General features: G+C 44.0%; 23 protein-coding genes. 3 read left to right on the plus strand and 20 right to left on the minus strand.

The window, feature by feature from the left end:
- Positions 1–92: 92 nt before the first annotated feature.
- The 13 genes from bglB to AB4Z30_RS05415 all read right to left on the minus strand — a co-directional run bounded on the left by bglB (position 93) and on the right by AB4Z30_RS05415 (position 13,192).
- A complete protein-coding gene (gene bglB / locus AB4Z30_RS05355) occupies positions 93–1,172 on the minus strand; it encodes a beta-galactosidase BglB (RefSeq protein WP_441923983.1) in 1,080 nt (359 codons plus the stop codon).
- Positions 1,173–1,204: 32 nt separating this feature from the next.
- Positions 1,205–3,766 carry a hypothetical protein gene (locus tag AB4Z30_RS05360; RefSeq protein ID WP_441923985.1) on the minus strand — a complete coding sequence of 854 codons (2,562 nt, stop codon included), beginning with the start codon at positions 3,764–3,766 and terminating at the stop codon, positions 1,205–1,207.
- A 5-nt stretch (positions 3,767–3,771) separates the two neighbouring features.
- Positions 3,772–4,590, minus strand: coding sequence for a carbohydrate ABC transporter permease (locus AB4Z30_RS05365; RefSeq protein WP_441924233.1), 819 nt, complete (start codon positions 4,588–4,590; stop codon positions 3,772–3,774).
- Positions 4,591–4,595: 5 nt separating this feature from the next.
- The gene (locus AB4Z30_RS05370) at positions 4,596–5,501 is read right to left on the minus strand and encodes a carbohydrate ABC transporter permease (RefSeq protein ID WP_441923987.1); all 906 of its coding nucleotides are present in this window, start codon (positions 5,499–5,501) and stop codon (positions 4,596–4,598) included.
- Positions 5,502–5,589: 88 nt separating this feature from the next.
- Complete coding sequence (locus AB4Z30_RS05375) at positions 5,590–6,861, minus strand: ABC transporter substrate-binding protein (RefSeq protein WP_441923989.1); 1,272 nt, start codon at positions 6,859–6,861, stop codon at positions 5,590–5,592.
- A 22-nt stretch (positions 6,862–6,883) separates the two neighbouring features.
- A complete protein-coding gene (locus AB4Z30_RS05380; protein ID WP_441923991.1) occupies positions 6,884–7,765 on the minus strand; it encodes a helix-turn-helix domain-containing protein in 882 nt (293 codons plus the stop codon).
- 247 nt (positions 7,766–8,012) lie between these two features.
- On the minus strand, positions 8,013–8,579 hold the full coding sequence (locus AB4Z30_RS05385) for a GNAT family N-acetyltransferase (RefSeq protein WP_441923993.1): 567 nt from the start codon (positions 8,577–8,579) through the stop codon (positions 8,013–8,015).
- 5 nt (positions 8,580–8,584) lie between these two features.
- Positions 8,585–8,869, minus strand: coding sequence for a hypothetical protein (locus AB4Z30_RS05390; RefSeq protein WP_441923995.1), 285 nt, complete (start codon positions 8,867–8,869; stop codon positions 8,585–8,587).
- Between the two features lie 167 nt (positions 8,870–9,036).
- On the minus strand, positions 9,037–9,486 hold the full coding sequence (locus AB4Z30_RS05395) for a GNAT family N-acetyltransferase (protein WP_441923997.1): 450 nt from the start codon (positions 9,484–9,486) through the stop codon (positions 9,037–9,039).
- A gap of 121 nt (positions 9,487–9,607) precedes the next feature.
- The gene (locus tag AB4Z30_RS05400; protein WP_441923999.1) at positions 9,608–10,408 is read right to left on the minus strand and encodes a phosphotransferase family protein; all 801 of its coding nucleotides are present in this window, start codon (positions 10,406–10,408) and stop codon (positions 9,608–9,610) included.
- A 90-nt stretch (positions 10,409–10,498) separates the two neighbouring features.
- Positions 10,499–11,437 (minus strand): hypothetical protein, encoded by a 939-nt coding sequence (locus AB4Z30_RS05405; RefSeq protein WP_441924001.1) that lies wholly within the window; start codon positions 11,435–11,437, stop codon positions 10,499–10,501.
- A gap of 96 nt (positions 11,438–11,533) precedes the next feature.
- Positions 11,534–12,358 carry a methyltransferase domain-containing protein gene (locus AB4Z30_RS05410; RefSeq protein WP_441924003.1) on the minus strand — a complete coding sequence of 275 codons (825 nt, stop codon included), beginning with the start codon at positions 12,356–12,358 and terminating at the stop codon, positions 11,534–11,536.
- 57 nt (positions 12,359–12,415) lie between these two features.
- Complete coding sequence (locus AB4Z30_RS05415) at positions 12,416–13,192, minus strand: class I SAM-dependent methyltransferase (protein WP_441924005.1); 777 nt, start codon at positions 13,190–13,192, stop codon at positions 12,416–12,418.
- A 155-nt stretch (positions 13,193–13,347) separates the two neighbouring features.
- Here AB4Z30_RS05415 and AB4Z30_RS05420 point away from each other — a divergent pair, with 155 nt between their 5' ends.
- The 3 genes from AB4Z30_RS05420 to AB4Z30_RS05430 all read left to right on the plus strand — a co-directional run bounded on the left by AB4Z30_RS05420 (position 13,348) and on the right by AB4Z30_RS05430 (position 15,183).
- On the plus strand, positions 13,348–13,797 hold the full coding sequence (locus AB4Z30_RS05420; RefSeq protein ID WP_441924007.1) for a DUF1569 domain-containing protein: 450 nt from the start codon (positions 13,348–13,350) through the stop codon (positions 13,795–13,797).
- A gap of 133 nt (positions 13,798–13,930) precedes the next feature.
- Complete coding sequence (locus AB4Z30_RS05425; RefSeq protein ID WP_441924009.1) at positions 13,931–14,758, plus strand: helix-turn-helix transcriptional regulator; 828 nt, start codon at positions 13,931–13,933, stop codon at positions 14,756–14,758.
- 110 nt (positions 14,759–14,868) lie between these two features.
- A complete protein-coding gene (locus AB4Z30_RS05430; protein ID WP_441924011.1) occupies positions 14,869–15,183 on the plus strand; it encodes a cupin domain-containing protein in 315 nt (104 codons plus the stop codon).
- Between the two features lie 52 nt (positions 15,184–15,235).
- Here AB4Z30_RS05430 and AB4Z30_RS05435 read toward each other — a convergent pair whose 3' ends face one another.
- The 7 genes from AB4Z30_RS05435 to AB4Z30_RS05465 form a co-directional block, all read right to left on the minus strand.
- Entirely contained in the window at positions 15,236–16,783 is a 1,548-nt protein-coding gene (locus AB4Z30_RS05435; protein ID WP_441924013.1) for a glycoside hydrolase, read from the minus strand.
- 168 nt (positions 16,784–16,951) lie between these two features.
- A complete protein-coding gene (locus AB4Z30_RS05440) occupies positions 16,952–17,965 on the minus strand; it encodes a carbohydrate ABC transporter permease (protein WP_441924015.1) in 1,014 nt (337 codons plus the stop codon).
- Positions 17,966–18,183: 218 nt separating this feature from the next.
- Positions 18,184–19,083, minus strand: coding sequence for a carbohydrate ABC transporter permease (locus tag AB4Z30_RS05445; protein WP_441924017.1), 900 nt, complete (start codon positions 19,081–19,083; stop codon positions 18,184–18,186).
- On the minus strand, positions 19,080–21,752 hold the full coding sequence (locus AB4Z30_RS05450) for a DUF5696 domain-containing protein (protein ID WP_441924019.1): 2,673 nt from the start codon (positions 21,750–21,752) through the stop codon (positions 19,080–19,082). The genes AB4Z30_RS05445 and AB4Z30_RS05450 overlap by 4 nt, the downstream gene beginning before the upstream one ends.
- 22 nt (positions 21,753–21,774) lie before the next feature.
- On the minus strand, positions 21,775–22,398 hold the full coding sequence (locus tag AB4Z30_RS05455) for a Yip1 family protein (RefSeq protein ID WP_441924021.1): 624 nt from the start codon (positions 22,396–22,398) through the stop codon (positions 21,775–21,777).
- Positions 22,385–23,824 carry a gluconolactonase gene (locus AB4Z30_RS05460; protein ID WP_441924023.1) on the minus strand — a complete coding sequence of 480 codons (1,440 nt, stop codon included), beginning with the start codon at positions 23,822–23,824 and terminating at the stop codon, positions 22,385–22,387. Before AB4Z30_RS05460 ends, AB4Z30_RS05455 begins: the two co-directional genes overlap by 14 nt.
- Positions 23,825–23,841: 17 nt before the next feature.
- Complete coding sequence (locus tag AB4Z30_RS05465) at positions 23,842–24,705, minus strand: carbohydrate ABC transporter permease (RefSeq protein ID WP_251503142.1); 864 nt, start codon at positions 24,703–24,705, stop codon at positions 23,842–23,844.
- Position 24,706 lies beyond the last annotated feature (1 nt).

Genomic DNA, 24,706 nt, shown 5'->3' on the forward strand with positions numbered 1-24,706 from the left:
CYTGCTTACAGAGGAGTAAAAACCCTATAGAGCAGACTCGTAAAAAGTCTGCTCTATAGGGTTAGGCCTAATCTTTAAATCATGTACAAACCTCATTTTTCTTCGTCAACTGGAAGCCGCAAGCCTTCGATCAGGATAAACAATGTAAGTGCTTGCCCGTAACCCATAGGACTAATCGATATATCTTTATAAAACTGGGCATCGTGTCCCACAGGCGTTCCGTAAGACACCTGCTGTACAACTCCGATTTCATCAATATGTTGCAACACGGCTTCAAGCGCTTTTAAACCGGTACTCCGATAGGACTCGTCCAGGTAGCCATAGCGGATTCCCTTAAGAATGCCGTAGCCAAACGCAGCCGTTGCTGAGGTCTCTTTATATGAGTCTGAATCATCCAGTACCGTATGCCACATGCCATCCTCATGCTGCAGCTTGCTAAGTGCTCTGACTTGCGCAGTCGCTGTATCCAGCAGATAAGCCTTTAGCCCATCTTCGATCGGAGTAATATTTAGGAAATCCATCACTCCAGCCGTATACCATGCATTGCCTCTTCCCCAATGAACAGCACCATAGTTATGATTTCCATTGAAATCCCAACCATGATAAAACAGTCCGGTTTGTTTATTGTATAGATATTTAATGTGCACAAGAAATTGTCGCTTCGCTTCCTCCACATAGCCTGTATTTTTAAAGTACACTCCTGCTTTGGCCAAAAATAGTACGGTCATAAATAAGGTGTCGATCAGAATTTGCCCATCATTGGCATCACCCGTAATCATATGCTGGAATGCTCCATCTCCGGTTCGAAGCAACTCCTTCATGATCCAACTGCTCCATTCTTCACAGACACGTTCATACTCCTTGTTTCCGGTCAGTTCGCACAGGGACATCAACGTCAGCAGCGGCGCACAGGTATTTACATTTTTTTCGGGTAAACCTTCCAGCAGCCTTGCATTGTACCAGGATTCAAGAAATTCAAGTACCTCGGCGTCCTGTGTTGCTTCATAAAGCTGAAGCAGACCATAAAGTCCGACACCTTGTGGCCATTCCCACAGATGGATGTCAATAAGTCCAATGGGAAACTGTTCGTTGATACTTGTATTTTTCATCGATTTCATCGCCTGGGATACCTTGCTTATGTTCTTCAGAAGCACTTCTTGACTCGGCATCATTGCTTTCACTCCCTAGATTTATTGCACAAAATTCAACGCTTCATGTCCTGTACCTTCAACTGACCTGTTACTCCATAGCCGTTATGCACGATTTCCTCTCCTTCAATAAGAAAAGGTTTGTTCATTCCCCATTGAACGGAACCATATACAGGGTCAGCCATGCTGAGCGTTAGGGCAGTACGATCAAATTGAGGACTTGCAGACCGAACCTCGTTTATAAAATGGTTAAATGATCCGAATTGCAGCTCATTCCCTGCCCTAATAATCCAAGCATTGCGCAATCCAGAAGAAATAAGTTCACGTTCTCTCGTTACTCCGTTCTTCTCCATTTGTGTCCCGTTGGCTGCATAGATCGCTGCATATCCCTGATCCAGACGGGCAAAATGCCAGTTCTCATGCTCCACCCACTCTGTGAAGGCACTCGCAGGAAAATAAGCATGTGTCCAATCGGAAGTATGATCCGCAGGAATATCAAACATCATCAGTGCTAATCCTTCATGCTGAACCACGTCAGGCAATAGCCCGTTTCCTGCCCAAAAGCAAGGTCGGCCGTCCCCATGCTTGTATATCTCTGCAGGATGATTAACCCAAATCTGCGCCTCTGGAGATAAAGACAGATGGTTAACATGTTCCTGATATCCTTGTTTGCCTGGCCGAAAGCGTGTAATGGTGGATAAAGCATATTCATTTGTTCGATAATGGTAGAGCTTGGCATAGCCATCCTTGCCCTGTTGATTGGCGAACACCAGTTGCTGATTCTCCCCAAGTATCAAGTGTTTCTGATACGCTGCAGGAGGAATATAGTCGGACAAACTAAGCGCTACATTGCTGATAGAATAATTGTTTACGTGACCCACACCATAACCGATCCAACACATAGAGGTCGTTCCTGCTGCATAACTGCCTAGAAGTTCTTTCTCATAGCTGCGACCGAACGTTGCTGACATCACGCCTCGATGCATCTGAACCGTAATATAATAGAATAACAGATCCATTGCCTTTTTCGCTTGCTGTCTGAGCTGTTCATTTTGTGCAAACTCATAGATATGCAATAGCCCAACAGCATCAATCGGAATATACGCACTGGAATTCCATTCTGCCAGTCCTTCTTCCATAAATCTTTCAAACCATAAAGTAAGTCTCTGTTCTGCCTTCTGACGGTGCACTTCACCGGACTCACCACTGTTACTGAACATTTCATCCCCAAACAGTTGACCCGCTAACAGCTCATTGGTATGGAACAACAAGGCATGGTTCTCACTGAAGAACCACATTACATCATCACCAGGTTCATCAATCCAATATCGGTAGTCCAGAATGCTTGCTTTTACCCGATTCCAGAATGATTCACTGAACAAACCGCTATTTCGTTCATCTCTCCAAAGGCGAAACAGTCCTACTAAATAAAAGTCACTGCAATCTTTCCGCTGCTCAATCCCTTCCACACCTTCAAGTAACATATTCTCTGCTTCTTGCCGATTGCCATTCGTCTTTAACATAGCAATCGCTGTATGAATGTTAGGACTGCCCTTCTCGGCTATACATTGCAGAGTTAGCGCTTTACGAGCTTTAATATCCGTAGCTTGCTGAGCAGCCTCATCATAACTGGTGTCGTAGGATTGGCAACCGAACTTTTTCGTCAGTACTACGTTGGATACTGAAATCGTCAGCGTGAAGTATACGTAATGATGGCCGAAATCATTGGTATGTCCAAGAACCAGGTCATTCTGTTTCTCAGCTATGTGTATGGTCTTATTTTCCGTGCCATCAAAGAAGTTACCATACTGGATATCAACCTCTCTAACGATGTCTGGCAAGGGAAGCGGCAATCGAAGCTTGATCTGCTCACCTCGGAAGATATCTGAAGGAAAATAAGCTTGTTCCAAGGATTGCTCAGCGGATCGTACAGCCTCTTTCAGATGAGGAGCAATAGGCAATGAAATATGCAATTCCTCACTTCCTAGGTATTCAACCGCAAAAGCATACATGGTATCTCGCTCAGCCAGATCCTCCCAGCAGGCATAGATTTCATTGATTCCAGCTACAAGTTCAGCCTCAATAATGACTTCCTGTTCTTTGTTACGAATAAGCGGTGCAAAGTCAGTCACCAACTCCCCATTGATCCACAATGTCAGACTGCCATAGGTTTTTATCCGAAAAGAAGCCTTATGGTTAGTCGAAGAGATGAGACGTGTCGCCGCATAACTGCGAAGATGTGTGGGTACAAACCAGAATCCTGATTTCTCCACTCGGGGATTACCCCAGGGAGAGTAAAGCTCCCATGGCATCCCCYTCTTTTCCTTTTCTCCACTGAATGCATCGCCCGGGCTCGGAAACTCACTCCAGTGATCAAAAAAACGATCCAAAGCCTGTGATCTCCTATTTTCAACAAACTCCTGTCTACATGGGTTCTCATGAATGGCAAAACCGTCAATAAGCCAGTCGTTAATATCTCCCTCCATCGTAGTTGGAACAAAGGCAACCGGCTCCGTATATATGCCACTGATCAGCCAATGATTGATGACCTGATTACCGCCTAATATCATAGGTTTGTAATTCAAAGTATCTATCCCGTCACAGGTAGGTTCTAACATTCAACTCATCCTTTCATACCTGAAGTAATCATACCGCTGACAAAATAACGCTGGAAAACCATAAAAACAATCAGCACAGGAAGCATCGTTATAACAGACATCGCAAGCAAACTGCCCCAATCCACGTTGTATTCACCAATAAAATTAGAGAGAGCTAACTGGATCGTATATTTCGATGGATCACTAATGGCAATTAACGGCCACACAAAATCATCCCATCTCCACATGAAGGAGAAGATCGCTAGCACGGCAAGAATCGGCTTCGCTATGGGAAGAATGATGCTCCAGTAAATTTTCCATTCACCCGCGCCATCCATCCGTGCTGCTTCCAATAATTCGTCTGGTACACTTAGCAAATACTGCCGCATAAGGAACACACCTGTCGGCGTTGCAGCTGGTGGGATAATAATCGCGAGCAGGGTATTATACATGCCAAGTGCGCTGAGCACCTTGAAGATAGGGATCATAATGACTTCAATCGGAATCATAAGTGTTGAGATAAAACCGATTAAGATGATCGAGCTTCCCCGGAAGCGGTACTTTGCGAGTGCAAAGCCTGCCATGGAATTGATCAGTAACAGCAGCAGTGTCGAGGACAGCGTTACGATCGTACTATTCATAAAATAGAGGCCAAAATCGCCTTTCCTGAAGGCCTCTTTGAAATGCTCAAAAGTGACTGGCTGCGGCCACAACTTGGGAGGAAAGCTGTACAGATCGCTATTTGTTTTCAGTGCAGAAATAACGACCCACAATACAGGCAGGAGCCACACCACTGCGGCAAGACTTAACATACTGTAGATGATAACTTTGACCCTAGGCTTCATGACCATCATGTAGCTCCTCCTTTCGATAGACGGAATTGCAGAGCCGAGAATCCGCCAATAAGGATAAACAGCATCACCGACATGGCGCTGGCAAGGCCAAGCTCCTGCCTGTTAAAGCCAATCTCATAAATATATTGAACAATATAGGTAGTATCCTTGCCTGGGCCACCACCTGTAAGCGCAAACATAAGCGGAAAGGCTTTGAACGCGTCAATCAGAGCCAGCATAACTACGAGCAAGCTTGTAGGCTTAAGTAGCGGAAGTGTGATATATCGGAACACCTTCATTCCGGTCGCCCCATCCAAGCGAGCAGCTTCATAGTAATCTGTAGGTATCGCCTGCAAGCCCGCGATAAAAATGACCATAAAAAATCCTGCACGCGACCATACTGTCGCAATAATTACAGCCGTATTTGCCCAGAACGAAGAAGTTAGAAAGCCTACAGGTTCCACCCCGACCACAGTTAACAGATGATTCAGAATGCCAAACGAATCTCCAAAAATCCACTTCCAGGTCAACCCCACGATGATGTAAGAAATCATAGTTGGCCAATAAAATATAGCCCTGAAGAATCCACGCATTCGAATCTCACGGGCAAGCAGCAGAGCAATACCTAATGCTGCCGCATAAATTAGCGGCACAACGATTACGGCATAAATTCCCGTTCTTCCGATGGTTGACCAAAACTCTTGGTCTCCTATGATTTTTATATAATTTTCCAGGCCGTTAAACTTCATCGGATTCAATCCATCATAGACATGGAAGGAGTAATAGAGGCCGAGTAAAGAAGGGAATACAATGAACGTTCCAAATATTAAGAGATTGGGAAGTATGAACAGATAAGGAGCAATCAGAAGCTTCCTGTTCTGTTTCGCCAGCGTTTTACGTTTTAATGATTGTGCCTCACTCATATGCTTGCCCCTTTCTTATGCGTTAAGCGAAAGGGAGCTTAATAGGAATCAGTAAGCCCCCATGTGTGAATGTACATATGACTTTACGTTATTGACTTTTAATAGCTTCATTAATCAGCTTGGCCGTCCGATCCAGGGCTTCTTGCGGAGTTGCCTTGTCTGACAGAACGTCCATAATATTATTTTTTAAATCGGTTGAAATCTTGGAAATAAGCGTTTGTCTGGACCAGTCATTGGCCGCAAGCGGCGAACTATTCTTCAGTTCATCCGAGAAGATTTCAAACATCTCCTTGCCAAATTCATAATTCAACGTGGCGCTATCCTTCCGCGGACTCATAAACAACGACTCCTGATTATATTTGGAGTTCACTTCTTTCGATGTTAAATATTCGATAAATTCAGCAGCCTGCTCCTCTTGTCCACTGCCTTCGAAAGCCATCAGGAACTTTCCGCCTGGCACTGAAGAACGCTGTGTTCCTTTTGGCATATAAGTTACGCCCCACTCAAAATCGGTAATGTCCTTGTAATTGCTGATCATCCAGTTTCCAGCCCAGTGAGCAGCAACTGTTCCAGAACGGAACAGATTGTTTGGGTTCTCCCCTCCGAGCCATACTGATTCAGGCATAATCCCTTCTTGATGCAGCTTCTTAAACATCTCCATGGAACGGATTCCGGCTTCACTATCAATTGCTGCGGCACTGCCATCCTCCGTCAAGATGCTTCCCCCATTCTGGTACAACAGCGTAGACCAGCGATGTGGAGTGACATCCCAAACCATGCCATATCGTGCCCCACCTTTGTCCATCACCTGTTTTAATGCAGCGATGTACTCATCCCACGTCCATACGTCATCAGGAGAAGTCGGCACTTTGACACCGGCTTTATCAAATAAGGTTTTGTTGTAAATTAATCCATTCGCTGTGACATCCATCGGCGCTGCTACGATTTTGTCATTCATAACATAATAAGGCTTCAAAGAATCAATAAATTGATCCTGAAATTGAGCAGCATTGTCTACATAAGGGGTGAGATCAACTGCTTGATTCGCAAAAGATCCTGTATCCGTTACACGACTCAGAGCAGGTGGTTTGCCACCAGATAACATCGTTTTCAATTTCGTTGGGAGATCCTTGAAGCCAACTTCAATGAGATTGATCTTCACTTTGGCATTGGTCTGCTCATAATCTTTGATGATTTCCTTGATCACTTCGCCTTCTTTTCCGTCAGAGAACCATAAAAAATCAAGAGTAGATTGTTTTGATCCATCGTTGTTACCCGTACTTGAGCAAGCAGTTAGCACAACAAGTAACATAACCATTACCATACTAGTGACCAGCCTAAACGTTGTTCTCTTTGTCATATAAACATCTCCTTAGATGAAATTAATGAATTTCGGCTTCGTTAAGCATTTCATTCTTTCGAAACAACTGTGGTGAAACACCCACGTATTGTTTAAAAGCTCTGCTGAAATACACAGGTGTATTAAAGCCTAATGTCTCGGATATGGACAAAACCGGTGCATCCGTAGACAGCAACAGCTTCTTGGCTTCTGCAATTCTTTTGCGTATGACATAATTGCTGATGGTGTATCCCGTTGTTTCTTTAAAGGAATGACAAATATAGTATTTATTCAAATGTAGCGTTTTGGACAGTTCATCAAGCGAAACATTCTCCGCGTAATTTTGGTTCAAATAATGAAGAACCCGGCTAACGCTTGACTGCTTTTGAGAAGAAAACAGAATCGGATCGACAGATTGCTCACTAGTCATTTTACGATAAATCCTCAGCAACAACTGAGTAAGCATCAACTTAACCATCGTTTTACATCCCGCACTTCGGGCGTACATTTCCTCTTTAATCCCCTTAAATGTACTTGTAATGTATTCACGCTCCTCTGGGGACCAATGTACCAACAAACCATTGGGGTGACGGAATATGGACATGAGATTTTCCAATTGGCTAAGTTCAAGCATGTCTAATAACAATAATTCCGTAAAATTAACAAAACTTCGCTTGTATACGATCTCTCTCGAAGGATTAATCCGATGAGGGACTCCACCTCTGAATATAAACATATCCCCGGGCTTCGGCTTATAAATTCGATCACCGATTAAAAACGTTGCATCCCCTTGGATGAAATAATGAATCTCATAGCCATTATGTGTATGAATGGGCCATTCATCTTGAAAATCATCTGCTTCTGATCTCACATAAACTTCATTTTCCTRCAAAGCCATATTCGTCGGGGTGTGTATGGTTAACATCAATAAAGATCTCCCTTCTCAGAATACAAAAAGCAATATAGTGTAATAAAATAAAATGATAGCGCTTTACAATGAATTGTATCACAGTTATTTCGGCCTAATCATAACAATATTGCTGTATTGTTGATCACAATTGTTGCAAATGATTAGAAAGCATTTCAAACAGACAAATGCTGGAAATAAAAAAAACCGCTGTCCAGCACTTAGGCTAGAACGCGGTGGATAAGACAAACAATGATGCTAGGAATTATTGAGATAGGACGTTCGTATAAGACCTATTTTCATACTCATCTTTCAGAATACTCATAACGATGCTGTCCCAATACTTCCCGCTCTTATATATTTTCTTACGATATCGCCCTTCTTCTAGGAAGCCACATTGGAGATAACACTTTCGTGCTGCCTGATTATACTCGTATACTTCAAGTTCCAAGCGATTAAGATTGAGTTCTTCGAAAGCGAACTTCTGAATCAGACGAATGGCTTCACTACCGTACCCTTGGCCTAGATACTCTTTTCTTCCTATTACGATAGCTAATGAAGCAAAACGGTTTTTCCAATCTAATTTATACAGGTCAATCTGACCTATATATTCCTGTGATTCTATCGCTCCCACCACAAAGCTTTTACTCAAAGCCTTCCCTTCAACCATCGTTTTGAAAAAGGTTTCTGTTTCATAGCTCGAATGAGGGTATAAGAAATTGTCTGATAAATTTGCAGTAATGTTCGGGTCGTTGACCCACTTCTTCATATACAGCAGATCCGCATCCTGATACTCTCTGAGCACGATTCGTTCTCCATATATGCGAGACATATCCGTTACCTCCTGTTATGTTTCCTGGCCTTATCCTTCTTTATTAAAAAATCGATGATGAGACCTAACCCCGTCCAAAAAAGCAGATGAAACCCATAAATAAGCGGCTTAAATAAGTATGTTGTCTCCGGGTTCATATTGATGTCTGTTAGCGGGCGGTTTAATAGTGGATTGAAAGGATTGGTTAAATAGATCAAAATGTTTTTATCGTCATTACCCGACAGATTGTTGAAACATACCAGCAATGAGAACAGCACAAACCAGAAGGTCAGCTTTTTGAATATGTTCATCTTCGTTTGTACCTCCTCTCTAAAAAACTTACCCGATCCGTTTAATCAGGCCTAGAGATGTTATTGAGCTGTTCAATATAATCTTTTTTGTGAAAATGGAAAGATGGGAAATTCGAATAATCCCAATATCCTCCTGCGGAGTCTTCCGTTCGAGCGGATATCGCCTATCAGTTGCACTCCAAAGCTCGGACAACCTCACCATCGATAAGTTCCTCACTGATCCGTTGAAAACCAAGAGATTCATATAGCGCATTAGCAACCACATTCTCAGGTCTATGCCCAATCAAGATGCGTTTGCAGTCTAATGCCTTTTGCATCCATTGGACCAAGGCAAGAAGTGCATCTTTTCCATATCCTCTGCCCTGACATTTACTATCTATCATAAGAGCAGGGAGCCAATAGTCACCCGCGTCATGAACTTGATCGGAGTACACTGCAAAACCAACCAGATCTGAATCATTATAGATGGCCATGGGCTGAAAATCTGTGACAAACCTGGACTCCGCCAGCCAATAGACAACCGGTGCGGGGAACGTTTTTTTCTGTTCTTCACTTACCTCAAGCCAGGTACACGCAAACCAATCATCCGTCGTAACAGGCCTCACCTGAATCGTCATTTAAAATTCCTCCTAATGGTTTTCTTGCTTTTTCGATACACATATTCAACTGTTTTCTCATGTTGCATCACTCCTTTCACGTAGGTTTATGTATTTCAGTGCGATCTATCTCGCTATGCATTTACGCAAAGTTCGTTTGCAGCGTCCATTCTAATCTTCGTAGCCATTCCTTTTGTACGTTCGGATGAGCTTTCTTGATTCGGTTCATAATCTGTATTACTTTGGATGTGGAGTAAGCTCGAATTAAATCATGGGTTACTTCAACATTTGTAAGTTCTGTATATGAACCTAGGAATACCTCCGACAATTCTTTTGCCATGTGAGGGTAATGAAGATGCACAAACCATACCACCCATGCCACATCAAACATCGGGTTTCCCCAACCTGCCCATTCCCAATCCAAAATGAACATTGAATCATTGCGTAACATTACATTATGCGGTCCGTAATCCCCGTGAATCAGAGTTTGTCCCTCATAATCCGGAATGCTTAATACTTCTTTTGCCATACTCTTGATTTCGCTCGGTATGAACTCAAGTCCATCGACAGCAACAACGGATTTCATGATGATTGGCAACTCTCTATCTTGGTTAGCTCGTTTGATAGAGTGCACGTCTCTGGCGAGATACGTACCGAGTTGCCTATATATTCTCCTGCCTTGATCAAGTCCACCTTGATCCAGAAGTGTCTGCGCGTTGACGCCTGGAACATAGTCCATCGTGACAAACAGCCATTCATCCTGCTCAAAATAATCATGTATTTGCGGAGTCACTCCAGAATGTCTTAACAAGGTCAATGTGCTTATTTCTGTCCTTGCATCTGTATTGTTCACATGATAGATTTTAGCGATTTTCTGCGAATTGGCCCCCTCAAGCAACAGAGTCGTATTAGTATAGCCACCTGTTAATTCAACGATATTCATATTCGGAAATCTGCTTGACAAGATATCATGTATCACTTCATGCATTCCTTCTTTCTTATTTCCTTATAATTGCTATTCGCTTATGGGTATTCAAATCTGATCCCTGATCTCCGCGAGCATCGGACTATGTTTAGTCAGTTCAGAGAACTGAAATGATTGATTAGCAGCCAACACTGTCCAAGCAATAGTAGCCCCTTCTGACTTCCAGACCGAATAAATATACTTGGAAAAAGCATATCCATTCAAGGCGTACCCGCTATCTTGCAGCTGTCTGAACAACCTGGAACTTTCTCCATGCTTCTCAATATCTGCTAGAATACAAGCCAGATTGTTAAGTGCAATGTGAATATCTCTCTGTGAGTTTCTGCATGAGTTCACGTCTTCCCAGCTGCCGATAACGGCCTCTTTTTTAAACTGATCCAAGGAAGACCAATCGATTTGGTCTATGAAATGCATCGTTTCATGCAGGAGCAAATCTACTTCTCTTTCGTTTCTGGAGTGATACAGATAAGCGAGGCGTTGTTTGTTGTATATAATGCGGGCAAAAAGAATATTATCCCATATCTCATCTTCTTCAATGAGCTGTTTCATATGTTCTAGAACATATGGCATCTCGTTGTATCTTTCTAACGCCCAAAACGTACCGCTCAATGCCCGGTGGCTCTCAAAGCGAACGGCGCGATTGGAAGCCAGCTTCGGTGCATGATCACAAGCGTATTGGTACCAGTCAATCCAATGCCCGAGATCATTCCCTACAGACAATGATAACGCCTGTGTTGAATCGGAAACGATCCAGTGTAACTGATCCGGGGTAAGGTTTTCTTTCCCCCATTCGAAGAATGCCCGATGATTGGTATAAAGTGATTCTGGTTTTCTTAACAAGGCGTAGCCATCTGAAATATTCCAATATACCCAGCCGAGTTCAGGCACAGACAACTTGCTAGATTGCTCGTATTCTTTCAGAAAATCAATCATGCCTTGATGATCCCTTTGGGTTACGAATTCCTGAAAAGTCCGGATTATATCCATTCCAATCCCCGTCCTTTATATATATACGTTTGAGATGTATAACTTGAACGAAAACAATCGTCAGATTGCACGTGTAAACGAGTTCAGCTTATCTCCCTATGACAACGGCTTTGTACCACAAGCAGTAATAAAGTTCATCATGGCATAGGCTTCTGGCGAATGATTTATGGCTTCGAAAGCTCCCTGTAACTGGGCAAACTCCTCCTCGCTAATGATCCCCTTTTCAACGAAATGTATAAAACGCTGAAGATTAAATTGATGCTTAAAGCCTTCTATCCCCAATAAATCGCTATGTTGAAGAACAGCATCCATGTCAATATGAATGTATCCGCTCTCAGAAAGCAGTCGCGGCAAACTTCTGCCAATTAACCGGTTACCACCATGTTGTGCAACATAGTCCGCAATTTTCATTAATACGGTGTGCAGCGCCGGTATATCCGGATTCACTGCCCCAAAAACACCATCGTCAACATCTATAATAGCAATTCGGCCACCCGGCTTGAGCACACGATAAATCTCTTGCGCTGCTTCGAACGGATTATTCAGGTGAAGGAAGATGAGTCTAGCTACTACAAAATCAAACGTATCATCCGGCAAATCCATCTGATAAATGGATGATTCCACAAATTGCAGTCGCTCAGAAGAAACGTCTTTCAGCCGTTCTTTGGCTTGTGATTGTAACGTATGATCAATCTCAAGCGAAGTTATCTCGCTGTCTGGCAAGCTGTTCAATAATTGCTCTGTTATGTAACCAGGTCCGCTTCCAACCTCCAATACACGCATTCCATTTTTGAGTCCATACCACGCCAGATTACGGAATTCCTTAGACCATCCCATAACGGCTTGTATCCTTAACCTCTCTAGTTCCTCTTGAAAACTTAATACTGTGGTTTGGGAATTATAAGTTGAACGTGAGTCCATCGTATTTCTCCTCCTGCTCTTCATTGAAATTGTAAATCTACATGATTACACTTTTTATTACACTTTTTTCCTACCTAAAAAAAGAGCCACCTTGTGATGTTTCTCGATCATTCCGCCTGCATCATCAATAGAATTTTTAATTCTTCCTAAAAGTAAACGCCGAACATCCTCAGGGAGCTGCTGATGCTTGGAATTCGTATTTAACAGCGCGATATATTCATCACTCGAGCAGGATTGTATCCAGTTATACTCCTTGACCTGAATATCTGTGAACAAACCAGAGTGCTCCGTTATTTCTTTACGTTCTCCAATGACTTCATCGGGTGAAGGATACTGAGAATCATCCAAATGAGAGGCTAACGCAATGTAATGGGAACGAATTTCTTGATGCAGCTGATCATAGCCTGGAACATGAATCGTCCAGAAAAATCCAATGCAGCCCTCATCCTCGAGCAATTCCGAGGCCCTGCGGTAACCGATTTCTGGATCAATAAAGTGAAATGCAGTTCCTGACACCATCATCTTGAAAAGCTTTCCTTCATTATTCCACTCTTCAAAGGAAGTGTTGATGACTTGAATCGATGGATACGATTTGAATTTATCTGCGGTAAACTGTGCCAGATTACTGCCTAATTCAATACACGTAATATTTGTATAGTCCTTATTTACCAGCCCTCCAGTTGCCTGCCCTGTTCCGCAGCCGACCTCAAGAATGGAATCTCCCTTCTGAAGCTTCGCGTATGTAAAAATATCCTCAAACATTTCACTCGGATAGACAGGTCTGTACCGATCATATTCACTCGCCACAAGGTTGAATGTCTCTTTGTTTTCCATTGGTTCCGCCTCCATTTTGCTAACATTATATTCTCATTTCCATTGACTAAACTTACCATATTTTATTATTCTTGAACATAAGAGAACAAACCTCTCAATAATGGTATGATACTGTTTCTGGTGCTTAAGTTATTAAAATGGATCGGGGTGTTCCGATGAAAAGTATCTTTGAACCAAGGCATGCTGCTGAAATTACAAAGCGTATGGATCAACTCAGAGAAGACTCCAGACCTCTATGGGGCAGCATGCAGGTTTCTCAAATGTTAGCTCACTGTTCTGCTTTTCACGATATTCCCCTCGGTAATACGTTCCCGCCAAGAGGTTTGCTTGGGAGACTTGTTGGACGGTTTGCCAAACCGATGTTTTACAATGAAAAGCCCTTACCTCAAAATATGTCGACCATCCCAACGATCGTCATTGATGATGATCGAGAATTTGGAGCAGAGAAAGACAAGCTGAAAAAGCAGATCGCCACTTTTCAAATAAACAGTCCGTCACAATGCTCTCAGCATCCCCATCCTTTCTTCGGAAAACTGACAACTGAGCAATGGGGAAAAGGAATCTATAAACATCTGGACCATCACCTAAAGCAATTTGGGGTTTAGTTTGTTTGTGTTCTTCGATCTCCTCTTTCAAAGTCTGCTTGACATTGATAATGGTTATCAATAATGTGAAAGTGGTATCTTACCATTACTCTATGAGTAAATGTTAAACATATTTGAAACGGGGCAGGTTATTGTGAACATAGACGTTAATCAATTAGCAGAGCATTTTGCGCATACTCCTTTCCAGGTCAAAGGAATCTATCGATATACCAAAAACCCTGGGGTGCCACATGCTGACTATACCGATTCGTATCCGGGATTTGTGTTTCCTCTCACCGGAAAGGTACAATTTCAATTTAATGAAATGCCCTATATTCTTTCACCAGGGAAAGTCGTACATGGTGGTGCCAAAATGAAATTAGCTAAAAAAACCTTTCACAACGCCAACTGGGAATACATTCTGGTGTTATACGAGACATATGGCGCTGAACTTGCAGGATCAAGCTTGTCCAATCAGCATTTTGAATTACCAACAGGACATTCCCCTCGCCTTAAAGAACTCATTGTGCAGCTCTGGCAAGTATATAATCAGCACGGAGGTCTTTCGAAGTTTCAAACTGAAATGTTATTTCGCGATGTACTGCATGAAACCCTGTTGTCCGTTGCACATAGGCAAACCAAACGCGACTCCTCTGCCTTGTTCATGCAGATTTCTCACTATATACATGAAAACTACTATTTAAATCATACCGTTGCATCCCTTGCAGAACAGTTTGGTGTTAATCGCAATCGGATATCGTATGTCTTTAAACGACAATCGGGTATAGGGCCAGCAGAATATCTATCCCAATACCGCATCGAGATGGCCAAAAAGATACTGCTTACGAGTCAAGCAACGATACAACATATTGCACAAGCTGTTGGCATCCATGATGCTTTTTATTTTAGCAGAGTGTTTAAGAAACATGTGGGCTGTTCTCCTGCCGCATATCGTCATAAATTCATCAATAATCCATTCTAACTTCAACAGGCATCCATTTTAAATGAACAATGAAATTTGTATACTTATAGACAAGTTTAAAGAACATTTTTAAGTAAGTAACACAATTCCGAGTAAAAAGAGGAGGAATTATGATCCAATATCAAATTATAAAACCCATTGAAGAACTAACTACATTTACGGATTATTGGTCTCCGAAATATATTGGTGAGATGGATGATTACCAATTCAAACTTGTTAAAATGATTGGGGAATATGAATGGCATGCTCATGAGGAAACAGATAAAGTGTTTTTTGTGCTCGAAGGAGTAATGATCATTGATCTGCGTGATGGGCAAGTGAAAATTGCTAAAGGCGAAATGTTTATTGTTCCAAAAGGGCTTGAAATCAAGCCTTCTGCCGAGAAGGAATGTCATATCATGCTGATGGAGCCTAAAGAGGCATAACGTAACAGAGAAAGGAGCTGAATCATGCTCCTTTCTTTTTCTGTTCTATTTTCTATGCACCGCCAGTTAAGGTCACAACCGATTTCCCCGGAATGTATACTTTAAAAGACTGCTCCTCTTCTGTAGCCGTAACCCTCTCCTGACAAACCAGATCCAGTTCCGCATTCGTCACATAAGACTCCATTGTATTAACCATTCCATTCAGACCCAAGTCATGAAGATGGACTCGGACATATTTGTCAAGTTCACCATGATTCACAAAAACGGCAGTCACGGTTTGCTCTCCCTCATGGACATAAGCTGAACCTAACAAACCGCTTTCGGTTTCCTCACCAAGCCCGGTCAAGTCGATTCGCTTTGAACCAGGCCGAATGAATCTGCTATAGTTTCCAAGTACCCACAGCATTTTCGAAGTTAGTATATTTTGCTCGTCCCCAGCTTCATTGAAATCCGTATAGATCAATCCATCCTTATAATCCACTTTGGAAACCGCAGTCCACCATTGCCATGCAGCCGCACTCGCTTCTACCAGATCAAAATGAATCGTTCTTGCAACATGAAGCGCAGGCTCAATGCCTAAATCACGTCCAGGTCCATAGTCTCCCAAAATGCAATACTCCGTTACCCAGTATTTGCTTTCTGGATCATAGTGTTTCATGTTGGTGTGCAGCAGCTTTCTAAGTCTGACCAACCTATCATCACCAGGACTTCTGTAGTCAGACCAGTACGAATGGGAAGCGATTTTATTCCCTATGGCTTCTTTCACCTGAGGATCACCAATCATGTCCTTTATGTACTCCCGATATTTCCCTGTGCCAAGTTTGTTAGCTCCGCTTGAATAGATGCCGCTGCCTGCAAACTGACGATAATATTCATCGTCAAGCAGCGACGTGATTTCTACGCCGTCCGGTGCACTGATCCGTGTGTTCAGATCCGTCTGCTGCAGTTGGCGGTACAATTCCAGAATCACTTGTTTCAGATCATCGTTATTGTAACGATTCCCCTCCTGCCAAGACTGGTTCCAGTCCCAAGTCGGCTCGTTGATTGGACTAATATAGTCAAAGTCGAATCCTTTTCCCTTGAAATGGGTTAAAACGTCTATCAAATAGGAAGCAAACTTCCCTTCATAACCTGGCTTCAGATTCGTTGAACCCACTTCAAGATCAGGCTGAGCATGCCCATTTTTGGTCATCCACACCGGCGGGCTGTTCACAAAAGCGATAAGTGTCTGTACGCCTCGATCCCGAGCGGCTTGAAGAAACCACTGTTGGCCCGACTGTTTATTCCAATCATACTCGTGCTCCTCTGACATTTTGAAAGCTTCGGCCCGTCTCCATGGGTCGGGGATTTGCTCCTGGTCGGTTTCTGTTGATCCTGCGCCTATGTTAAAACGCCATGCGGACAACCCGATTCCTCTCTCCCTGGAGAATAACAGATCGGCAATCTGCGCCTTATTTTCCTCACTCCAATGCTTCCCTAAAGGTTCCATCGACCACGCATCCGACGCCCCAAAATTGTCAATGCTCTGATAACAGGTCTTTCCATTGATCGTAACATGTACATCCAGCTTATCTTTTGTTTCTGGATTATCTCGTTGCATCCCTCATCCTCCTCTTCCGGCTCTAACTATTCAGACATCTGTACCCACGAGTCATTATTTTGCTATGGATAAGAGACTGCCATATGTTTAGACAGCCTCTTATGAATTAAGTGACCTTCACAAATGAACAAGTGAAGATCAGCTTTACATTTGTCGCTACGATCGCTTTTATCCTACAAGACCGGAACGTTCCACACTCTCCACAAAATGACGCTGAACGAATAGGTAAATGATAATCAGTGGTAGAATCGCCATCAACACACTCGTATTCATCATCATGGACATGAAAAACGGATCTTGTGTATAAGATGCCGCGGCCTGACCTCCGCCCGTCAGATACGTCGCAATGGTAAAGCCCGAGGACGACATCATCGAGGACATAACTTTAGGTTCATTCAGATACATATTGGTAAAGAAGGAGTCATTCCACTGCCATACAAACGAGAACAGCATGACCGTAACCATTGAAGGTATTGCATTTGGCAGTATGATTCGTCCAAACGTTTTGAAATATCCTGCACCATCCACGTACGCCGCCTCTTCAATCTCACGCGGAATGCCTCTGAAGAACTGGCGGAAAATGTAGACGTACAGACCCGTTTTCACACCCATCCCAAGGGCTGCGGAAATGAGAAACGGCCAATACGTATTGATTAAGTTGGCTGGACTGCCTCGGAACAGCTCGATCAGACCCATCACATCAAAGTTTTTAAAGTTCAGATAGAGTGGAATCATGATCGTCTGTGAAGGAACCAGAATGGTAAATATTACGGCTGCAAACAGAAAACCGCTGCCGCGGAACTTGATTCTCGCGAAACCGTAACCTGCCAGCACACAGGTTATCGTCTGGAGTAACATAACCGCAGAAGACAACCATAGAGTATTCATGAGCACGCCGGGATAGTTCATCGCCGTAAACACCAGTTTAAAGTTTTCGAGCGTAAACGTACGCGGAATCCAGATCACCGTTGGGTCATACAGATCGGACATGCTTTTAAAGGAAATCGATATTTTCAATAAAATGGGGTAAAGAATGACAAATGAGATACCAAAGATCAGGACAAATCGAACCAGAATCCATGCCCACTTCTTAATCGCTTCGAACCAGTAGGCCGTAGAACCCAAGCGCTGCAGCCATTCCTTCTTCGCAGGCGGCTGTCCTGCTGCGGTTTCTGTCTTCATGTCAGGCCTCCTTTTCCTTGTTCTACATAAGCTAAACCAAAGATGTTTACACATTCACTCCGATGACAGAATAACCTTCCAATCGCTGTTATCCCCAGATTTCTTTGATTACCTTTAATAAAAGGTGAAAATCCGGTGATAAAGGCGAGCGCTTCGCTTTTCCAGGTTTTTTCTGTCCTCTCCGTTTTTGTGTAAAAAAATTAGTTTAACTTATATAGCTAGTTTTGATAAAAGACCTTACGGGACACCAGGGTGGTCGTTACCCACAGGATCAGTGCAATAACGCCAAAATACATCCAGGACATCGCCGCACTGAGTCCAAAGTTAAAGCTCTTGAAGGCCGTATCCACCACAAGCCGACTCGTCTGATCACTGATGAAGCTATCCACGATCGTATACACCAGATTCGTCAGAATCAACGGACTCAGCATCGGGAACGTAATTTTCCAAAAGGCTTCATAGCCCGTAGATCCTTCAATTTTGGCTGCTTCATACAGCGATGGAGAGATCGATTGCAAACCCGCAAGGAAAATCAAAATCTGTACGCCAGACTGACTGACAATCTCGTAAATCCGACTGACCGCACCTGTCAGATATTCAACCAGAATTGGACTCATGCCCGATTCAAGCAGCATAATGGTCAAATCCAGATTTTTCATCACGGACAGTCCGCCACCCGTCATATCATTGGCACTACGAACAACGGATTGCATCAAGTCACCATTTTCGATACTCGCAATAATACCTGACGCCAGAATAACTGGAAGGAAAAAGATGGCTCTCGCCAACACCCTTCCATGAAACTTCTGATTCAGAATCACCGCAAAAAACAGGCTGAAAATAATAATTAACGGTGTATTCACGACGATATTGATCACAGATTCAGTCAGCATCCTCACATAAGATTCATGAGAGAATAAAGCCTCACGGAAATTCGCCAAACCGATAAATTCCAGCGTAAACCCTTCATTGGACACCTGCAGATTGCTCAGACTGTATCGGAACGATGAGATCAACGGCACCATGAACAGCAGCAGGAAGCCGATGAACCAAGGCAGGATGAAATACAAACCGTAATATCTGTTTTTCTGTTCTAACGATAATTTCTTGAGTTTCATTCCGGCGTGTCACCTCCTACCTTGTAGCTCTTCGCTGCAACACGTATGCCGTTTAGTTCCACATCAGCATCGTTGTAATTCACAATAACCGTTTTGCCTTTTTCGAAAGTCGTTTGATAAACACCCTTACTCAGCTTCTCATGTTTCATAATGGTTTGATTCTGTACATCCTGTAACACATTGCTCAGTTCCTTATAGCGCTCAGCGGATTCCTGAATCCAGCGCCGGTAATCGGCTGAGTATAACGCGTCAAAACTCGTCAGTTTGATCGCAGATGGATCTGCGTAGAACCACGTGTAATACGGTGCCGATCCGGTTTCAATCGCCCGCAGCATCTGTACATGGGAATCTTGATCATCCGCCATATTCCATGCCTGCCCTGTATATTGCACGTAGCCGTGATAGACCAGTTGGAAAAAAGGGACCGCTTCATCGGTGATGTTAAACCCGCTGTTGCTCACAGGTGCATCTACAATATGTCTGGCATAAGGACTCGCATAACTATTTCCGCCCTCCACAAGAAGAGAGGCACCCGAACTGCGCACCTGTTCAAGCTGCTGCATTGCAACTTCTTTGGCCTGTTCGCGATTGATCACGTTAGCACGGTTGAAATCGGAATTCAACTGATCCCCTAAGTCTCGGAGCGACAGGCCTGTAAGTCCAGTCTCCTTAAAATCTTGCAAAAATCCGCTCACAATGCCCGGCACCGCTTCCGGACTCAGGACATACCCCGGAGATGCTTCATCATCCCGTGTAAAGGAGGAGATATAGTACGGGAACAACTGAGCAAGTTTACCCGTAATCTGGCGAGAAGCATACGATTTCTTGAAGCCTTTCGCTTCCGGGAACGCCTCCAGGAAGGATACGTCCGGATATAATCCAAAACCATTCTCTTGTGTATAGGCCTGCAGGCTTTGCAAATCTTTAGCGCCACCAAGCTTTTTATCAACATTGATCGACTTCGGCATATCATGATGAACGCCTCCGCCAAACCACCCCGAGTACCGAAGTTGGATATCCTTCACACCAAGGCTTTGCATTTCTTTTAAAATATCCTGTGCCTCTTCGAACGTGGTAAGCGACTCGTAAGCATTGTACGGGATGCCGAGGAAAAACTTTTTCTTCGGAATGCCACCAATCAGTTCGACGTAGAAAGGCAACGCAGTATCATCAGCCAGACGGGTGAGTTTATTTTGCTCCGTCAGATAATCCCGATAGGTCGAGGCCATGCCGGAATAACTCGCATTGTCTGCATTCAGAAATTCATATACAACGGCCATCTCGTTATGAAAAGGCTGTGCCTGAAACCGTTTGACTGTGCTGGAACGCCAGCCATTCGTCAGGGTAACCTCTTCCATGCTGCTCAGCGCAAAGCTTGAATGTACGGTGTTGTACTGATTTAATCTGCCGCTGACATCCGCCTCGACGGACGCAACTGCATCACCTTTATCGATGACCGCAAGGTAACCTTTGTCTCCGTAACTCATACCGAACACAGGCATTCTTGCCTTCTGTTCTTTCTGAATCTGGGTGAGCTGGTTCACGGCATGATCGCTACCATACAGCACTGTACTGTATGGGGATACAGACGTTTTTTTGTTATTAAAATAAATCAGTGATCCTGATCCGTCCGGCACCAAGCTATATCCTTCATCCTTCGGCCCGCTGGCTCCGAAAAACGGCAACAGAGACAAGGATTGAATTTTCATCGTATCTGGATACTGGATACCATTCTCCGGAATCGATACGCGCAGATGTCCTTCCTCCAGTCGATAGTGGACAGGCACAACGACACTTGTGCTTCCGCTTTCCTCTTCACCATAGGCCGCTTTATCAATCGCGATCTGTGCCTCATCATAACCAACGGACTCAAAGATCCGGGTGACTTTGGACAAACCTACACCTTTCAGAGAAGAGTCCCGTCTCTCAAAACGTTTGTTCTTCTCATCGTACTTAAAGCGTTTCTCGATTTCTTTCTGGTCTTTTTCTTCCAGTTTCGCGAGAATCAACGTGTTAAAGCGTTCCTCGCTAATATATTTAGGGATAGCTTCAATATCACTTTTGACTTCACCCAGCGTGTATACGATGTTGAGGCCGTCCTCTACTTTTTCAACTTCAAACTGACCACTCTCTACACTGTGCGTAAAATTATCGTATTTGAGCGCATTGCCCGTATTATCGTAATACGTCAATTCAAACTGCACATTCAGCTGGGCTTTGTTATATCCGGTGGCAATGGCATCCGTTTCCCGATCCTGAGGATTGGAAAACCACATCGCACCATTCTTCTTATCCTTCACCGCAATCTCTGTCGTTTCCGGCTTTAGATACAGGATCAGGCCATCCTTTTCCGCAACAGCTTCCATCCCCTCAGGAACAGCTACGTCTCCGTTCTTCTGTTGGTTCGCAGACGCTGTATTCCCTTCCGAGTGGCTTGCAGCAGACTGCTCTTTTCCCTCGTGTTCAGGATTCGTCGCGGTAGACTCCTGCTCCGATGAAGCTTGTTGTGTTTCAGACGACTCAGCGGATGTATTCTTACTCGTCTCTTGTGAATCGCCAGATGTGGTTACCACCCGTTCCGATACGGATTCCGCATAGTTAACATTTTGAGACATGAACAAGCTTGCAATGAGGATTGCCGCTGCAAATGCGGTACGCTTTTTTCTCATATCAGGCACCTCCTTTCTTCTCCTATTCGCGCAGTGTAATCTCTTGAAAGAGGGTATAACCAAAACTGATGATCTGCTGGATCAGACTAAAGAAAAGCAGGCCCAGGAAGATCACTACACCCATCACTACGAGCGTAAGCAGCATGGTCATAATCGTTTTCATGACCGAATACTGATGTACCGTCTTGGTTCCGATAAAAAGCAGCCACACAAACCAGATGACACCGAACGAATCCAGCAAGTAATAAAAAGAAGATTCGCGCAGCGTAATCACATTACTGAGCAAAATATTGGGAATGTTGACCAGAATAAGCGGAAGCATCGCATATCCTGTTGCAATCAAGATATCTTTGAACTTGCCCTCACCGTCCATTAGTGTGGTCAGCGACCAATTGGAAATACACCAGAGGAGAAAAGGGAGTACGATATACTTGAACTCGTTAATACTGTTAAGTGAAAGTGGATAGTTGTCATTGACAACATATCCGGCAAACTGTCGCTTCAAGATCATCGTTACCGTCACGGCAAGCAACACCAGTAATGCAACGCGCAATCTGCCTTTATTTTCATATTTCAAATCCCAGTATCCGTCAAACGGACGTACCGCGACATGCAGAGAGTATTTGAGTTCCTTAATTAGCGACATCTGTGACCCCCCTCTCATTCCGTGTTCTGGCAATCCGGCGCCAGACGATGACACTGATTAGCAATGCAATCGCTATAGTCATGTACAACCCGAAATATTCGCGCATGTACTCTCTCCGATATTTCGCTAAAGCTTTGGAATAATATTCGCGGTCATTCCCCAGTTTCAGATAGGTCATAGCTTCCTTGTACTTTCCTTCTCGCAGCATCGATTTGCCGATACCGACGTAAGCCATCTCATAGTTGGCGTCCAGGCGAAGCACGTCCTGCCACAGCTTGGCGGCTTCCGTATGTTTGCCAGAGCTGTATAACCGATTGGCCTCATTAACCAGGCTTCCAAAGGTTGTCGCCTTGAACTCCGTAATCCGGCCTAGATCCCGATCCAGTACGTAGATAGCGTCCCCATGGCTTTCGATAGCGACCGGATTTTTGAACGTACCGATCTGATTGCCCAGTTGACCTATGACATAGAGGAGATTACCGTCCTCGTTATACGTGAACACCCGTCCTCTAGTTGAATCTAGCGCACGATAGACACCGTTACTGGACACCTTGATATCCACGAATGAAGAGCGATTGAAGGTCAAGTCTCCGACCGGTGCAAATTCACCGTTGACCCGTAGTACATCAATACCGGACGGATTCAATCTTTTGACGGAAGAAAGCGAGTTTTTATCCGCTGTTGTAGTGTAGATAAAACCGCCATCATCGATGTCCGCGTTGTTGAACTCCAGCGGGATAAACCGAACCATTTTCTCACGTTGTTCCTTGGTAGATACGGTTTTCCAGAACAGATCGACTGGATCAAATTGCACACGATTGGTACCCATAAATCCTGTGAAACGTCCGTCACTGTCGAACTCAATCAGTCCTTCGAAGACCCCACGACCAACCACATAGATTCGTCCAGCTTTGTCCACGATAACCTTGCGAGGAAAGTATTCAAAGTTATCACTAAGCACATCCGACTCTGGTGCACCGATGGCACRCACAAAAGTACCATCTTGATTCAACTCTACGATCCGCCTGTTTTCGGTATCAGCAACGTAGATTTGACCTGCTTCCGTCACGAAGAGTCCCTCCGGATTGTTAAAGCTATCCTTTTTGCCGTCATGTTTAAAATCTTGAATGACCCGAACCGCTTCCCATTTCTCGTTTAAGACAACGATCCGTCCATTGCCTGAATCCAGAATATAGAGCAAGCCATCTTTCGCAGCATATAAATCCAGCGGAGACTGCCATGCTCCTGTTCCGGCCTCATCCCCTGTGATTACTCTGGAGGGAAGAAACGCAATCGGTGACTTCACCGAATTCCCCCAATAGTTGTAGGTATATCCCTCATACGGTGCCGCATGAGCCTGGTTATGTCCTAATCCAGCAATCAGCAGGGAAGCTACCAGAACGATTAGCCATGATTTCACTCTCATCTGTAACACCCTCTCCCTTAATCCTTCATGCCAGATGAAGCCATCGTTTGAATGACATTGCTTTGCGATAGTACAAACGTCACGATTGGCACCGTCATCATGATGACAGCCACGGCAGCGCCTACCCCTGCACGAGCAATCCCTCCTTGTACAATCTGTCCCATGGCATAATGCATCGTTTTCAGTTGCTCACTATAGATGAAGCTACCGCCATCCGTTCCCCACAGCATCTGCATCATCAGGATGAGCAAGGTTAACCAAGCCGGTTTGACGAGTGGCATAACCACCTGAAAGAAAATTCGGTATTCGCTTGCACCATCCATTTTTGCCGCCTCTAGCAGTGCATCCGGGATCTGCTCCATAAACTGCTTCATCAGATACAAGCCGAGTGGATAAGCAAAAGCTGGAATAATGATCGCTTGATACGAGTCAAGCCAGCCGAGTGTGGACATGATCATATAGTTCGGTATGGCCGTGACATGTGGCGAAAACATCAACGACAAGACGATCACCGTGAACAAAATCTTATGTCCGCGAAACTTGTGTTTCGCCAGTGGATATGCTGCCGCCGAGGCCAGCATGATATGACCGAATGTACCCGCTGCCGTAATAAACACCGTATTAAAAATGTATCTTGAAAAGGGAACCCATGAATTTTTCATCACCTGAAACAAATCTGAAAAGTTCTCAAACGTCGGATTCCGAACAAACAGGGTTGGCGGAAATATGAACAGCTCATCCAGCGGTTTAAACGCATTATTAATGACATAGATGAGCGGAACTGCCATAAACGCGCCAAATCCGCCAAGTAGCAGGAACAGCAGGATGTCGACCTGCCAGGATCGGTTGATTTTTCGTTTCATACGCAGGGCTATTTTCATC

The sequence above is a fragment of the Paenibacillus sp. 2TAF8 genome (assembly GCF_052114825.1).
Taxonomy (GTDB): Bacteria; Bacillota; Bacilli; order Paenibacillales; family Paenibacillaceae; genus Paenibacillus.